Origin of the sequence: Microbacterium wangchenii, assembly GCF_004564355.1 — a bacterium.
Taxonomy (GTDB): Bacteria; Actinomycetota; Actinomycetes; order Actinomycetales; family Microbacteriaceae; genus Microbacterium; species Microbacterium wangchenii.
In genome coordinates this window covers 2,185,515-2,199,820 of sequence record NZ_CP038266.1, presented here as the reverse complement: position 1 = coordinate 2,199,820, position 14,306 = coordinate 2,185,515, and the positions used below count along the sequence as shown (strand labels likewise).

The following is a 14,306-nucleotide window of genomic DNA, read 5'->3' as shown; positions in this document are numbered from 1 at the left end:
CGCTCCTCACCCCCTCGCGGGCCGGGGAATCGCGAGCTATAGTCGCGGCCCTCCGCTTCGACCGGTGAAGTGGTCCATGGAGGAGTAGACGCGGAACACCTTGTCGGCCACGAGGTCCCACGCCCGCGTGGGGAGCACGCCGCGCAGGGCCGTCGCGAGCTTCACCGTCCATGGCCGCATGACGATCGGCGTGCCCCGCAGCATCCCGTTCCACGCGGCTCGGGTGGCCTGCTGCGGCGTCATGATCGGGGTGAGCAGCGGTCCGCGCGCGCCCTCGAACATCCCCGTGGAGACGTAGCTGGGGCAGTAGGTCGTCACGGCGATGTGCCGGTGCCCGCCTTTCGCCAGCTCCAGCCGCAGGGAATCGCTCCAGCCGATCATCGCCCACTTCGACGCGGCGTACACGCTCATGTTGGGGTTGGCGAGCGTTCCGGCCGCGGAGGCGATGTTGAGGATGCGCTTGGGCCGGGATGCGTCGGCCATCATGTCGGGGAGGAGCTCCCGGGTCAGCCACATCGCCGCGAGGGTGTTGATCCGCAGAGTCGCCTCGATGTCGCGCACCGGGTCGTGCTCCCAGAACGGTGCGCCGCGGACGATCCCGGCGTTGTTGATGAGGATGTCGGGTGACCCGAGGTCGGCCCGTACCGCAGCCGCCGCCGTCTGGATGTCCGCCAGCTGCGACACGTCCACGCGGTAGGGGCGGACGTCCGTGCCCGAGCGGGAGAGATCGTGCGCCAGGGCGGTCGCCGCGTCGGCGTCGATGTCCCACAGGGCGACGGCGCGGGCACCGGCGGCGACGGCCCGCCGGGCGTAGAGCTCGCCCATGCCGCGCGCTCCGCCGGTGATGAGCACGACGGAGCCGCGGACGGGGGAGGAGGCGGCCACGGGAGGCGGGGTCAGGCGCGCAGGCGCTTGCGGAGCAGCTTCTGCTCCTTGCCCGAGACGGGGGAGTCCGACGGCACGATGCCGCCCCGCGTGGCCCGGCGCGTGTCGACGACGCTGCCGATGGCCAGTGCGAGCGAGATGCCCCAGCTCAGGAACGCCAGCGCGGTGCGCCAGGTGAACGGGTCGTTGCTGCGAAGGCTCCGCAGGAGCGTCAGACCGCCGGTGATGGCGCTGACAAGACCGGTGCCGAAGAGGTACTTGCGCATGCGCCCACGCTATCGGTGCCGACGATAGGGGATGCGCGGGCTTGACATGCAAGGGCCCGGGAGCGCCGGAGGCTGCGGGGTAGCCTGGGGGGAACACCGCATGGAGGAGCCCGCGTGACCCAGGCAGAGTTCGTCGTCGTCGCCAACCGTCTCCCGGTCGACCGCATCGCTGACGCCGACCCCGACGACGAGGGAGGCTGGCGCCGCTCGCCCGGCGGTCTCGTGACCGCGCTGGAGCCGGTGATGCGCAAGGCCGAGGGTGCCTGGGTGGGCTGGGCCGGTCAAGCCGACCTCGACCTGGAACCGTTCGACTTCGAGGGGACGCACCTCGTCCCGGTGAACCTCTCCGCCGACGACGTCGAGAACTACTACGAAGGGTTCTCCAACGACACGATCTGGCCCCTGTACCACGACGTCATCGCGGCCCCCCGGTTCAAGCGGCAGTGGTGGGAGGCCTACGTCAAGGTCAACCAGCGCTTCGCCGACGCGGCCGCGGATGTCGCGGCGGAGAACGCCATCGTGTGGGTGCAGGACTATCAGCTCCAGCTCGTTCCGAAGATGCTGCGCGAGGCGCGGCCGGACCTGACGATCGGCTACTTCCACCACATCCCCTTCCCGGCATACGGGCTGTACTCCCAGCTGCCGTGGCGTCGGCAGGTGCTCGAGGGGCTTCTGGGTGCGGATGTCATCGGCTTCCAGCGCGTCGCCGATGCGGGCAACTTCGCCCGCGCGGTGCGGCGCCAGCTGCGCTACGAGACGAAGGCGTCCGGGATCTCCGTGCCCGACGGCGCGGGCGGCACGCGGACGGCCCTGGCGAAGGCGTTCCCGATCTCCATCGACGCCGATTCGTACATCGAGCTCGCCCAGCGTCCGGACATCCAGGCGCGCGCGCTGGAGATCCGGGAGAGCCTGGGCAACCCGAAGAAGATCCTGCTCGGGGTGGACCGCCTGGACTACACCAAGGGCATCCGCCATCGTCTCAAGGCGTTCGGGGAGCTGCTCGAAGACGGCCGCGTGAGCGTCGACGACGTCACCCTCGTCCAGGTGGCCAGTCCCAGCCGGGAGCGGGTGGAGGCCTACATCCAGCTCCGCGATGAGATCGAGCTGACCGTCGGGCGCATCAACGGCGACTACGACACCATGGGGCACACGGCCATCCGCTACCTCCACCAGGCGTATCCGCGCGAAGAGATGGTGGCCCTGTACCTCGCCGCCGACGTCATGCTCGTCACCGCGCTGCGCGATGGCATGAACCTCGTGGCCAAGGAGTACGTCGCCAGTCGCGTGGACAATCGCGGCGTTCTGGTGCTCAGCGAGTTCGCCGGCGCCGCCGACGAGCTGGGCAGCGCGATCCTCGTCAACCCGCACGACATCGACGGGCTCAAGGACGCGGTGATGCGGGCGATCGACATGCCCGCCGGTGAACAGGGCCGGCGGATGCGGGCCCTGCGACGGCGCGTGCGCGAACATGATGTCGAAGACTGGTCGCGTGACTTCCTCGACGCGCTCGCCGTCTTCCACGACCGCGCCAAGGCGGTGACGGCATGATCACGACCGTCGCAGAGGACCTCCTCGAGCCCCTCGCCCGCACCCCGCGCCTGCTGGTCGCGCTCGATTTCGACGGCACGCTCTCGCCGCTGCAGAACGAGCCCATGGACGCGCGGATGCTGCCGGCCGCACGCCGCTCCGTCGAGGCGCTCGCCGCCCTGCCCGACACCGTGGTGGCCCTCGTCTCGGGGCGGAGCCTGCGTGATCTCCGCATCATCGCCGAACATGACGACGCCTCGCCGCTGTGGCTGGCGGGGTCGCACGGCGCCGAGTACTGGCAGCCCGGCATCGGCGCCATCGAGCCCCAGGAGGATGCCGAGGAGGTCGCCCTCCGTGACCGCCTGCGCGGCCTCGCCGAAGAGGCCACGCGCGGGATGGCAGGAGTGTGGATCGAGCCGAAGACCTTCGGGCTCGGCGTGCACACCCGCCGGGCCGATGCGGTGACGGCCGAGCACGCCAACCGGGTCGTCGACGACCTCGTGCGCGCGAACGCGCCGGCGTGGCGGCGACGCACCGGCCACAACATCCTCGAGTACGCGTTCCGGCACGAGGGCAAGGACACCGCCGTGCGGACACTGCGCGAACGCACGGGCGCCACGGCGGTGCTCTTCGCCGGTGACGACGTCACCGACGAGGACGCCATCCGTTCGCTCGGTCGCGATGACCTGGGCGTGCGGGTGGGGCCGGGGGAGACCGCGGCCACCGTCACCGTCGCCGACATCGCGGCGTTCGCCGACCTCCTGGACGTGCTCGCGCGGATGCGGGGAGCGCGTCGGGAATAGACTGCGAGAATGCCCGACAGCACCATCGACATCAAGCCGCGCAGCCGCGTGGTCACCCACGGAATCGAAGCCACCACGTCCCGCGGCATGCTCCGCGGCGTCGGCATGGGCGACGAGGACTGGGACAAGCCCCAGATCGGCATCGCCTCGAGCTGGAACGAGATCACTCCCTGCAACCTGAGCCTCGACCGCCTCGCCCAGGGAGCGAAGGAGGGCGTGCACTCCGGCGGCGGCTACCCGCTGCAGTTCGGCACGATCTCGGTCTCCGACGGCATCTCGATGGGCCACGAGGGCATGCACTTCTCCCTCGTCTCGCGCGAGGTCATCGCCGACTCCGTCGAGACCGTCGTCATGGCCGAGCGCCTCGACGGCACGGTGCTGCTGGCGGGTTGCGACAAGTCCATCCCCGGGATGCTGATGGCCAGCGCGCGCCTGGACCTGTCGAGCGTCTTCCTCTACGCCGGGTCGATCGCACCCGGCTGGGTCAAGCTGTCGGACGGCACCGAGAAGGAGATCACGATCATCGACTCCTTCGAGGGAGTCGGGGCGTGCCTGGCCGGGCGTATGAGCGAGGCCGACCTCAAGCGCATCGAATGCTCGTTCGCCCCGGGGGAGGGCGCCTGCGGTGGCATGTACACCGCCAACACGATGGCCTCCGTCGCCGAAGCACTGGGGCTGAGCCTCCCCGGCTCGGCCGCCCCGCCGTCGGCCGACCGCCGCCGTGACTACTTCGCGCACCGCTCCGGCGAAGCCGTCGTGAACCTCCTCCGCCTGGGCATCACGACGCGCGACATCCTCACGAAGGAGGCGTTCGAGAACGCCATCGCCCTCGCGATGGCTCTCGGCGGCTCCACCAACGTCGTGCTGCACCTGCTGGCGATCGCGCGCGAGGCCGAGGTCGAGCTGGACCTGCACGACTTCAACCGCATCGGCGACAAGGTCCCGCACATCGCGGACATGAAGCCGTTCGGCAACTACGTCATGAACGACGTCGACCGCCAGGGCGGCATCCCCGTCATCATGAAGGCGATGCTCGACGAGGGACTGCTGCACGGCGACGCCCTGACGGTGACGGGTAAGACGCTCGCCGAGAACCTCCGCGACCTCGACCCCGACCCCGTCGACGGCACCGTCATCCACAGCTTCGACAACCCCATCCACGCCACCGGCGGCATCACGATCCTGCACGGCTCGATGGCACCGGAGGGGGCGGTCGTGAAGACCGCCGGATTCGACGCCGCCGTCTTCGAAGGTCCCGCGCGCGTGTTCGAGCGCGAGCGCGCCGCGATGGACGCGCTGGAGGCCGGGGAGATCACCGCCGGTGACGTCGTCGTCATCCGCTACGAGGGCCCCAAGGGCGGCCCCGGCATGCGCGAGATGCTCGCCATCACCGCCGCCATCAAGGGCGCAGGCCTCGGAAAAGATGTACTACTCTTGACGGACGGACGATTCTCAGGCGGCACAACCGGCCTGTGCATCGGCCACATAGCACCCGAAGCGGTGGACGCAGGTCCCATCGCCTTCGTGCGCGATGGTGATCTGATACGGGTCGATATCGCGGCTCGCACTCTCGACCTACTCGTCGACGAGACCGAGCTGAACTCCCGCCGCTCTGGCTGGGAGCCCCTCCCCCCGCGCTATACCCGTGGCGTCCTGGCCAAGTACTCCAAGCTCGTGCACTCCGCTGCGGAGGGCGCGGTCACGGGGTAATCGCCGTCCCTTCAACCATCTGCATGCGAGGAATCACCATGCCCGCCGAATCCGCCACGGCCGTTCCCCGGCCACCCGCTCGCACCGCGCCCGCGCCCGTGCTCACGGGCGCGCAGGCGGTCGTCCGCTCCCTCGAGCTGCTCGGTGTCACCGACGTGTTCGGTCTGCCCGGCGGCGCGATCCTGCCGGTCTACGACCCGCTCATGGACACGTCCGAGATCCGCCACATCCTCGTGCGGCACGAGCAGGGCGCCGGCCACGCCGCCGAGGGCTACGCCGCCGCATCCGGACGCACCGGCGTCGCCATCGCCACGTCGGGACCGGGCGCGACCAACCTCGTCACGGCCATCGCCGATGCGTACATGGACTCGGTGCCGATCGTCTGCATCACGGGGCAGGTCTTCTCCACCCTCATGGGGACCGACGCGTTCCAGGAGGCGGACATCGTGGGAATCACGATGCCCATCACCAAGCACTCGATCCTCGTCAAGCGCGCCGAGGAGATCCCCGGAGCCATCGCGGCGGCGTTCGAGATCGCCGGGACCGGCCGCCCCGGCCCCGTGCTCGTGGACATCACGAAGGACGCGCAGCAGGCCGAGGCGCCGTTCGTGTGGCCACCGAAGATCGACCTTCCCGGCTACCGTCCGGTGACCAAGGCGCACGGCAAGCAGATCCAGTCCGCCGCGCAGCTGCTGGCCGCCGCGAAGAAGCCCGTGCTGTACGTCGGCGGCGGCGTGATCCGCTCCCGCGCGTCCAAGGAGCTGCTCGCCTTCGCCGAGACGACCGGCGTGCCCGTGGTGACCACGCTCATGGCCCGCGGCGCGTTCCCCGACTCGCACCCGCAGCACCTCGGGATGCCCGGCATGCACGGCACGGTCCCCGCCGTGCTCGCGCTGCAGGAATCCGACCTGCTGATCTCCCTCGGCGCGCGCTTCGATGACCGCGTGACCGGCAAGGCGGCGCTGTTCGCCCCCGACGCGAAGGTCGTGCACGTCGACATCGACCCCGCCGAGATCTCCAAGATCCGCGTCGCCGACGTGCCGATCGTGGGCGATCTGCGTGACGTGCTCGTGGACCTGGATGCCGCGTACCGCGACGTCGTCGGCACGAGTACGCCCGACATCTCCGAGTGGTGGTCGTTCCTGGACGGGCTGCGGGCGGAGTTCCCCCTCGGCTACGCCCCGACCACAGACGGCCTGCTCTCCCCGCAGCACGTGATCCAGCGGATCGGGGAGCTCACCGGGCCCGAGGGCGTGTACGCCGCCGGCGTCGGCCAGCACCAGATGTGGGCCGCGCAGTTCATCAAGTACGAGCGCCCCAACTCCTGGCTCAACTCCGGCGGTGCCGGCACGATGGGCTACTCGGTGCCGGCAGCCATGGGCGCCAAGGTCGCCGAGCCCGACCGCGTGGTGTGGGCGATCGACGGCGACGGCTGCTTCCAGATGACCAATCAGGAGCTCGCCACCTGCGTCATCAACAAGATCCCGATCAAGGTCGCGATCATCAACAACTCCTCGCTGGGCATGGTGCGCCAGTGGCAGACGCTGTTCTACGACGGCCGGTATTCGCACACCGACCTGAACACCGGCCACGACAGCATCCGCATCCCCGACTTCGTCAAGCTCGCCGAGGCATACGGATGCCTCGCCCTGCGGGTGGAGAAGGAGGAGGACGTGGATGCGGCCATCCGCACGGCCCTGGAGACCAACGACCGGCCCGTCGTGATCGACTTCGTCGTGAGCGCCGACGCCATGGTGTGGCCGATGGTGCCGCAGGGCGTCAGCAACAGCTACGTGCAGTACGCCCGCGACCACTCGCCCGCCTTCGAGCAGGAGGACTGAGACGATGCCCAGTCATGTGCTGAGCCTCCTCGTGGAGGACAAGCCCGGTCTGCTCACGCGTGTGGCAGGCCTGTTCGCCCGCCGCGGCTTCAACATCTCCTCGCTCGCGGTGGGGGTCACCGAGATCCCGGGCCTGTCGCGGATCACCGTGGCCGTGGATGTCGAAGACCTCCCGCTCGAGCAGGTGACCAAGCAGCTGAACAAGCTCATCAACGTCATCAAGATCGTCGAACTCGACCCCGCCAGCTCCGTGCAGCGCGAGCACATGCTCGTGAAGGTGCGCGCCGACAACGCGTCGCGCTCGCACGTGCTGGAGGTCGTCAACCTCTTCCGCGCATCGGTGGTCGACTACGCCCCCGACGCGCTCGTCATCGAGATCACCGGCGACCACGGCAAGGTCGACGCGTTCCTGCGCGCCGTCGAGCCCTTCGGCGTCAAGGAACTCGCGCAGTCCGGCCTCGTCGCCATCGGCCGAGGCGGCAAGAGCATCACCGAACGCGTCCTGCGCGGCTGACAGCATCCCACCCACCAAAGAGAAAGAACCCCATGGCAGAGATCTTCTACGACGACAACGCCGACCTCTCGATCATCCAGGGCAAGAAGGTCGCGATCGTCGGATACGGCTCCCAGGGCCACGCGCACGCGCTGAACCTGCGTGACTCCGGCGTCGAGGTCGCCATCGCGCTCAAGGACGGCTCCAAGTCGGCCGCGAAGGCGCAGGAGGACGGATTCCAGGTCCTCTCCGTCGCCGACGCGACGAAGTGGGCCGACCTCATCATGATCCTCGCGCCCGACCAGCACCAGCGCGGCATCTACAGCGACAGCATCCGCGACAACCTGACCCCGGGCAAGACCCTCGCCTTCGCGCACGGGTTCAACATCCGCTTCGGGTACATCGACGCACCCGAGGGCGTCGACGTGATCCTCGTCGCGCCGAAGGCCCCCGGTCACACCGTGCGCCGCGAGTTCGTCGCCGGCCGCGGCATCCCCGACATCATCGCCGTCGAGCGCGACGCGTCGGGCACCGCGTGGGACACCGCGCTGTCGTACGCCAAGGCCATCGGCGGCACGCGCGCCGGCGTCATCAAGACCACCTTCACCGAAGAGACCGAGACCGACCTCTTCGGCGAGCAGGCGGTCCTGTGCGGCGGCATGAGCCACCTCGTCCAGTACGGGTTCGAGACCCTCACCGAGGCCGGCTACCAGCCCGAGATCGCGTACTTCGAGGTGCTGCACGAGCTCAAGCTCATCGTCGACCTGATGTGGGAGGGCGGCATCGCCAAGCAGCGCTGGTCGATCTCCGACACCGCGGAGTACGGCGACTACGTCTCGGGCCCGCGCGTCATCGACGAGCGCGTGAAGGAGAACATGCAGGCCGTGCTCGCCGACATCCAGTCCGGCGCGTTCGCCAAGCGCTTCATCGCCGACCAGGATGCCGGTGCCCCCGAGTTCCTCGCGCTGCGCGAGAAGGAGCAGGGTCACCCCATCGAGGCCACCGGCCGGGAGCTGCGCTCGCTGTTCGCGTGGAAGCAGACCGACAGCGACTACACGGAGGGCTCGGCCGCGCGCTGACCTTCCTCGACGGATGCCCCGGGCCACTGCGGTCCGGGGCATCCGTGCGTTCCGGGGCTATCGTGAACGGATGCAGAGCGATCCGGATGTTCCCACCTCCCTGGCCATGGACGAGTGGCTCGCGCGCCTGGCCGAGCCCACCGGAGCGCCCGGCGGAGGATCGGCCGCCGGCGTCATGATGGCCCTCGCCGCGGCCCTCCTGCACATGGTGTGCGGGTACACGCCCGACGAGCCCGTCGCCGCCGAGGCGGGCGAGCGGGTCCGGGAGCTGCGCGCGGCGTCCCTGCGGGCATCCGAGGAGGACGGCGTGCGGTCGGTCGCCCTCGGCGCCGCCCTGCGCGAGGACGGCCCCGACCGCAGCGCCCGCCTGTACGACGCGGCCGTGGCGGCCGCAGCATCCTCCGCCGACCTGGCTGAGGTCGGCATCGCCCTCGTCGCGCAGCTGCGCCTGGTCGCGGAGGTGGGCAATCCGCACCTCGTCGCCGACACCGGCGTGGCTTCGGAATCGCTCCGGGCGGGTCTGGGCGCCGCCCTCATCAACCTGCGCGCCAACATCGCCCTGGCCCGCTCGCACGCCGGCGACAGGTCCGACACCGCGGAATTGGGCCGCCTGTCCGATATCGGCGACCGCAGCGAGCGCGCCCGCTCCGAGATCGACGCGATCCTCGCCGCACTGCCGCTCGACTGAGCCGGCCCGCCGCCCCGCCGCCCCGCAATCCCACGATCGCGCCTGTTCGGTGCATCCGCCACGCTTCTAAGCGGCGCGGACGCACCGAAGTGGCGCGGATGTGGGGCGCGGAGGGCTGGGGGCGCACGGAAAGGGCGCACGCGCGGAAGGGGCGCACGCACGCGGGGCGCGCACGCGCGGAAAGGGCGTGGACTGGGGGCGCGGATGCGACGGGGATTACGCTGGGGGAGTGAGCACCGGACGCGACGACGACGCCCTCAGCTGGGGCGGCGACGACGACCCCACGCTCGACCCCGGCACCGAGGCGGCGCCCGCCCCACCGCGCCCATCCGGCCGGCCGCCGCGCGCGTCGAGCAGACCATCGGATGCGCCGGAGTCGCGCAAGCTCCCGCGCGGCTTCACCGCGGTGGGCCGGGGGAGTGGCGCGGTCGAAACCGCCGCCGACGCAGAGCCCACACCCCTGGGGAACGCGGGGCTCGTCGGGGTCGGGATGATCGCCGCCGCGTTCATCCTCTACTCCGTGGGGTGGCTCATCGTGAGCGTGCGGCTGCAGTCCGTCGGCGCCATCCCGGTGCCCTCGGTGGCGCTCATCACGATCACGATCGCCGCCGCCGCCGCGCCATTGATCTGGTTCGCCGCCGCGTACTCCCTCACGCGCCGTTCGCGCACATGGGTGCGCTTCACGTGGCTTATCGCGGGCGTCGTGCTGCTGGTGCCGTGGCCGTTCCTCCTGACGGGAGCATTCGGATGACCGCGGACACCGCACGCGCACGGGCCACCACGCCTCCGTGGCGCGCCCTCGCCGTCGCCGGCCTCATCGGGCTGTTCTACGCGTACCTCGTGTGGAGCGCCGTGGACCTCCTCATCCGCCAGGCGTCCGGCCCTCTCGGGCTGAACGGGTGGGGCTGGTTCGTGCACATCCTGCCCATCGTCTTCCCGATGATCGCCTTCGCCGTCGCATTCGTCATCGGATGGCGCCGCCGGACGTGGGAGTTCGCCCTCGTCCTGGTCGCCGGCCTCGCCGTGGCTGCGGCGTTCTGGACGAACATCCTCGCCTACGCCGTGACGTCGTTCTCGCTGTACGGCGGCTGAGGGCGGCCGTCATACGGTCGGGGAGACGGGCGAGCCCGCGCTAGGCTGGCGGAGGCCTCGCCGCCCCTCCGTGGCCGGAGGTGGGCGGCGCCGTAACCCGCCTCACCCGTGCGCCAGAAGGATCCCTCTGTGACGAACCCCGTCGTCCTCATCGCCGAAGAACTCTCTCCCGCAACGATCGACGCGCTCGGTCCCGACTTCGACGTGCGACACGTCGACGGCACCGATCGCCCGGCCCTCCTGGCCGCACTGGCCGACGCGAACGCGATCCTCGTGCGCTCCGCGACGAAGATCGACGCCGAGGCGCTGGCCGCGGCGCCGAAGCTCAAGGTCGTCGCCCGTGCGGGCGTGGGACTGGACAACGTCGACATCAAGGCCGCCACGACGGCGGGTGTCATGGTCGTCAACGCGCCCACGTCCAACATCGTCTCGGCGGCGGAGCTGACCGTCGGCCACATCCTGAGCCTCGCCCGGCACATCCCCGCCGCGCACGCGTCGCTGGCGCAGGGGCAGTGGAAGCGCAGCGCCTTCACCGGCACCGAGCTGTTCGAGAAGACCGTCGGCATCGTCGGGCTCGGCCGCATCGGTGCACTCATCGCGGCGCGCCTGCAGGCATTCGACATGCGCGTCATCGCGTACGACCCCTACGTCACCAGTACCCGCGCGCAGCAGCTGGGCGTGCAGCTGGTCACCCTCGACGAGCTCCTCGAGCAGGTGGACTTCCTCACGATCCACATGCCGAAGACGCCCGAGACCACCGGGATGATCGGACTCGAGCAGCTCCAGCGGATGAAGCGGACCGCCTACGTCGTCAACGTCGCGCGCGGCGGGCTGATCGACGAGGACGCGCTGTACACGGCACTCACGACGGGTGAGATCGCGGGCGCGGGTCTGGACGTGTTCAGCACCGAGCCGCCCGCCGCCGACGGCCCCGCGCACCGGCTGCTGGACCTCCCCAACGTCGTCGTGACGCCGCACCTGGGCGCGAGCACCCACGAGGCGCAGGAGAAGGCCGGCGTCTCCGTGGCCCGCTCGGTCAAGCTCGCGCTCGAGGGCGACCTGGTCCCCGACGCCGTCAACGTCGCCGGCGGCGTCATCGACCCGTTCGTGCGCCCCGGCATCGCCCTCGCGGAGATGCTCGGGCAGTTCTTCAGCGGCCTCGCGGACGGCGCGGTCACGAGCCTGGACATCGAGGTGCGCGGCGAACTGGCCGCCTACGACGTGAGCGTCTACCGCCTCGCCGCGCTCAAGGGCATCTTCAGCCGCATCGTCAGCGAGAGCGTCTCCTACGTCAACGCGCCGCTGTTCGCTGAGCAGCGCGGCCTCGAGGTGCGTCTCATCGTCGAGCCGGAGAGCCCGCTGTACCGCAACATCACGATCCTGCGCGGCACGCTCGCCGACGGGTCTGTGCTGACCGTCGCCGGCACGCTCGCGGGAACCCGCATGGTGCCCAAGGTCGTCGAGATCAACGGGTACGACATCGAGGTGCCGCTGGAGCGCTACCACGTCGTGATGCGGTACAAGGACCGCCCCGGCATCGTGGCGATCTACGGCAAGGAGCTGGGGGACGCGAACATCAACATCGCGGGCCTGCAGGTCGCGCCGGATGACGGTGGCCGTGCGCTCTCGGTGCTCACGGTGGATTCGCCGGTGCCCGACGCCATCCTGACCAAGATGCGCGAAGCGGTGGGCGCCGACATGTTCCGCCAGATCGAGATCACCGAGTCCTGATCCGCGCGCCCCGCCGGGTCAGTCGGCGGATGCGGCGGACTGCACGAGCGCGATGAGCGCGTCCAGCTCGGCGCCGGTGGGGACGGGGCCGGGGACGGAGCCGACCGTCAGGGCGTTGTTGAAGTAGAGACCGTCGCTGACGAGCATGATCAGCTGCAGAGCGGTCTCGTCGCGCGCGTGCGGGCGGATGGCCTCCTCCCACGACTCCCGGATGCGGCGCAGGGCGGCCACGGCGGGCGCGCAGCCGTTCTGCGCCAGGCGCGACACGGCCACGATGGAGTTGTCCAAGGGCGTACCGCTGTGCAGCGACGTGCGCATGAAGGCGGCCACGGCACCCTCGGGCGACTGCTTGATCTGCGCGATGTCCTCGGCGGCGAGGGCCTCCATGCGGCTGATGAGGCCGGCTTCGAGCGCGTCCTTCGAGGCGAAGTGATACAGGAGCCCGCCCTTGGACACCCCCGCGGCGCGGGCCGTGGCATCCATCGTGGCGGCCCGGTCGCCCTCGGCGGCGAGGATGGCGGCGAAGGCGTCCAGGACGCTCTCGCGGGCGCGGGGTGGTCTGCTCATGGCGTGCTCGGGTCCAGGGGTGGGGAAAGGGTCTCGTGTTACTATACCGGCTGGACGGTTCAGTTAGGCTTTCGCGCGCACATGCTTCAGATGTCACAACCCACCTCGACCCTGCCCACCCTCCGAGCCGATTGGCGCGGCTGGGTGGCGCTCGTCGTGCTCATGCTGCCGGTGCTCCTGGTCTCGGTCGACAACACCGTGCTCAGCTTCGCGCTGCCGGCGATCGCCCTGGACCTCGAACCCACGAGTATCGAGCAGCTGTGGATCATCGACGCCTACCCGCTGGTGCTGGCCGGCCTGCTCGTGACCATGGGCACCCTCGGCGACCGGTTCGGGCGCCGCAAGATGCTTCTGCTGGGCGCCACCGGCTTCGGGGTCGTCTCCGCCCTGGCCGCGTTCGCACCGACGGCGTCGCTGCTGATCCTCGCGCGGGCGCTCCTGGGCGTGTTCGGGGCGATGCTCATGCCCTCGACGCTCTCGCTCCTGCGCACGATCTTCCGTGACCGTGACCAGCGCCGCATCGCCATCGCCATCTGGGCGTCCGGGTTCTCGGCCGGCTCGGCCCTCGGCCCCATCGTGGGCGGGCTCCTCCTGGAGCACTTCGCGTGGGGCTCGGTCTTCCTCCTGGCCGTGCCGGTCCTCATCCCGCTGCTGATCCTCGGACCCCTCCTGGTCCCGGAGAGCCGCGACCCCAGCCCGGGGCGCGCCGATCCGCTCAGCATCCTGTTGTCGCTCGGGACGATGATCCCGATCGTCTACGGCATCAAGGAGCTCGCGGTGCACGGCGTGGTCAGCATCGCGCCCGTCATGTTCGTGCTCGGGGTCGCCGTGGGCGTGCTCTTCGTCCGGCGGCAGCTGCGCCTGGAGACCCCCATGCTCGACATGAGCCTGTTCCGGCAGGGCACGTTCTCGGGGGCGATCGTGGTCAATCTCCTGAGTGTCGTGGGACTCGTGGGCTTCCTGTACTTCGCCGCGCAGCATCTGCAGCTGGTCGTAGGGCTCCCGCCCATGCAGGCCGGGCTCGCGCTCGTGCCAGGGCTCGTGGCGATGATCGCCTCCGGCCTCCTCGTCGTTCCGATCGCCAAGCGCTTCCCCGCCCGCATCGTGGTGCCTGCCGCGCTGCTGTTCTCCGTCGTCGCGTACGCCGTGGTGGCCTTCGCCGCCGGCAACCTGCCCGTGCTCATCGCGGCCTTCGCGGCCCTGGGCATCGGCATCGGCGCGGCCGAGACGGTCTCCAACGAGCTGATCCTCTCCAGCGCCCCCTCGGCGAAGTCGGGCGCTGCCAGCGCCGTGTCCGAGACGGCCTACGAGCTGGGTGCGGTGCTGGGCACCGCGATCCTCGGTGGCATCCTCACCGCCCTGTATCGCGCCGGCCTGGTCATCCCGCCGGGAGTTCCGGATGCCGCGGCGGATGCTGCGCGCGAGACCCTCGCGGGAGCGGTGGCCGCCGCATCCGCCCTGCCGCCCGATGTGGGGGCTGCCCTGCATGAGGCCGCCGCGCATGCGTTCGACTCGGGCGTGGTCGTGACCGCACTCATCGGCGCGGGGCTGATCGTCGTGGCCGGGGTCGTCGCGGCCGCTAGCCTGGGAGGATCCCGCGGCGCGAAGTCCTGACGCGCCGGTT

At 70.5% G+C, this 14,306-nt stretch carries 14 protein-coding genes; 11 read left to right on the top strand and 3 right to left on the bottom strand.

Translation table 11 applies throughout. The annotated features are described in order from the left end of the window. Positions 1–36: 36 nt before the first annotated feature. Together E4K62_RS10585 and E4K62_RS10580 are read right to left on the bottom strand one after the other, a co-directional pair. Entirely contained in the window at positions 37–885 is an 849-nt protein-coding gene (locus E4K62_RS10585) for an SDR family NAD(P)-dependent oxidoreductase (RefSeq protein WP_308195122.1), read from the bottom strand. A gap of 11 nt (positions 886–896) precedes the next feature. Further along, positions 897–1,151, bottom strand: coding sequence for a hypothetical protein (locus E4K62_RS10580; protein WP_135067252.1), 255 nt, complete (start codon positions 1,149–1,151; stop codon positions 897–899). 114 nt (positions 1,152–1,265) lie between these two features. Here E4K62_RS10580 and otsA point away from each other — a divergent pair, with 114 nt between their 5' ends. The 10 genes from otsA (at position 1,266) to serA (ending at position 12,115) form a co-directional block, all read left to right on the top strand. Continuing rightward, entirely contained in the window at positions 1,266–2,699 is a 1,434-nt protein-coding gene (gene otsA, locus E4K62_RS10575; RefSeq protein WP_135067250.1) for an alpha,alpha-trehalose-phosphate synthase (UDP-forming), read from the top strand. Beyond that, complete coding sequence (gene otsB / locus E4K62_RS10570) at positions 2,696–3,481, top strand: trehalose-phosphatase (protein ID WP_135067248.1); 786 nt, start codon at positions 2,696–2,698, stop codon at positions 3,479–3,481. The genes otsA and otsB overlap by 4 nt, the downstream gene beginning before the upstream one ends. Positions 3,482–3,490: 9 nt before the next feature. Continuing rightward, complete coding sequence (ilvD, locus tag E4K62_RS10565) at positions 3,491–5,191, top strand: dihydroxy-acid dehydratase (protein ID WP_135067246.1); 1,701 nt, start codon at positions 3,491–3,493, stop codon at positions 5,189–5,191. Between the two features lie 38 nt (positions 5,192–5,229). Beyond that, entirely contained in the window at positions 5,230–7,032 is a 1,803-nt protein-coding gene (locus E4K62_RS10560; protein ID WP_135067244.1) for an acetolactate synthase large subunit, read from the top strand. A 4-nt stretch (positions 7,033–7,036) separates the two neighbouring features. Then, positions 7,037–7,546 carry an acetolactate synthase small subunit gene (gene ilvN / locus E4K62_RS10555; protein ID WP_135067242.1) on the top strand — a complete coding sequence of 170 codons (510 nt, stop codon included), beginning with the start codon at positions 7,037–7,039 and terminating at the stop codon, positions 7,544–7,546. Between the two features lie 32 nt (positions 7,547–7,578). Further along, the gene (ilvC, locus tag E4K62_RS10550) at positions 7,579–8,604 is read left to right on the top strand and encodes a ketol-acid reductoisomerase (protein WP_135067240.1); all 1,026 of its coding nucleotides are present in this window, start codon (positions 7,579–7,581) and stop codon (positions 8,602–8,604) included. A gap of 70 nt (positions 8,605–8,674) precedes the next feature. Beyond that, the gene (locus E4K62_RS10545; RefSeq protein ID WP_167747772.1) at positions 8,675–9,292 is read left to right on the top strand and encodes a cyclodeaminase/cyclohydrolase family protein; all 618 of its coding nucleotides are present in this window, start codon (positions 8,675–8,677) and stop codon (positions 9,290–9,292) included. A gap of 229 nt (positions 9,293–9,521) precedes the next feature. Beyond that, positions 9,522–10,043 (top strand): DNA polymerase III subunit gamma/tau, encoded by a 522-nt coding sequence (locus tag E4K62_RS10540; RefSeq protein WP_135067236.1) that lies wholly within the window; start codon positions 9,522–9,524, stop codon positions 10,041–10,043. Next, the gene (locus E4K62_RS10535) at positions 10,040–10,384 is read left to right on the top strand and encodes a bacitracin resistance protein (RefSeq protein WP_135067234.1); all 345 of its coding nucleotides are present in this window, start codon (positions 10,040–10,042) and stop codon (positions 10,382–10,384) included. The genes E4K62_RS10540 and E4K62_RS10535 overlap by 4 nt, the downstream gene beginning before the upstream one ends. A 129-nt stretch (positions 10,385–10,513) precedes the next feature. Next, positions 10,514–12,115, top strand: coding sequence for a phosphoglycerate dehydrogenase (serA, locus tag E4K62_RS10530; protein ID WP_135067232.1), 1,602 nt, complete (start codon positions 10,514–10,516; stop codon positions 12,113–12,115). An 18-nt stretch (positions 12,116–12,133) separates the two neighbouring features. On the opposite strand, the gene E4K62_RS10525 is transcribed toward serA, so the two are convergent. Continuing rightward, positions 12,134–12,682 (bottom strand): TetR/AcrR family transcriptional regulator, encoded by a 549-nt coding sequence (locus E4K62_RS10525; RefSeq protein ID WP_135067230.1) that lies wholly within the window; start codon positions 12,680–12,682, stop codon positions 12,134–12,136. Between the two features lie 81 nt (positions 12,683–12,763). Here E4K62_RS10525 and E4K62_RS10520 point away from each other — a divergent pair, with 81 nt between their 5' ends. Beyond that, the gene (locus E4K62_RS10520) at positions 12,764–14,296 is read left to right on the top strand and encodes an MFS transporter (protein ID WP_135067228.1); all 1,533 of its coding nucleotides are present in this window, start codon (positions 12,764–12,766) and stop codon (positions 14,294–14,296) included. Positions 14,297–14,306 lie beyond the last annotated feature (10 nt).

Coding starts and splice junctions, on each gene's coding strand:
- E4K62_RS10580 (WP_135067252.1), bottom strand. CDS start 1,151: ATGCGCAAGTACCTCTTCGGCACCGGTCTTGTCAGCGCCATCACCGGC.
- otsB (WP_135067248.1), top strand. CDS start 2,696: ATGATCACGACCGTCGCAGAGGACCTCCTCGAGCCCCTCGCCCGCACC.
- ilvD (WP_135067246.1), top strand. CDS start 3,491: ATGCCCGACAGCACCATCGACATCAAGCCGCGCAGCCGCGTGGTCACC.
- E4K62_RS10560 (WP_135067244.1), top strand. CDS start 5,230: ATGCCCGCCGAATCCGCCACGGCCGTTCCCCGGCCACCCGCTCGCACC.
- ilvN (WP_135067242.1), top strand. CDS start 7,037: ATGCCCAGTCATGTGCTGAGCCTCCTCGTGGAGGACAAGCCCGGTCTG.
- ilvC (WP_135067240.1), top strand. CDS start 7,579: ATGGCAGAGATCTTCTACGACGACAACGCCGACCTCTCGATCATCCAG.
- E4K62_RS10545 (WP_167747772.1), top strand. CDS start 8,675: ATGCAGAGCGATCCGGATGTTCCCACCTCCCTGGCCATGGACGAGTGG.
- E4K62_RS10535 (WP_135067234.1), top strand. CDS start 10,040: ATGACCGCGGACACCGCACGCGCACGGGCCACCACGCCTCCGTGGCGC.
- E4K62_RS10525 (WP_135067230.1), bottom strand. CDS start 12,682: ATGAGCAGACCACCCCGCGCCCGCGAGAGCGTCCTGGACGCCTTCGCC.
- E4K62_RS10520 (WP_135067228.1), top strand. CDS start 12,764: ATGCTTCAGATGTCACAACCCACCTCGACCCTGCCCACCCTCCGAGCC.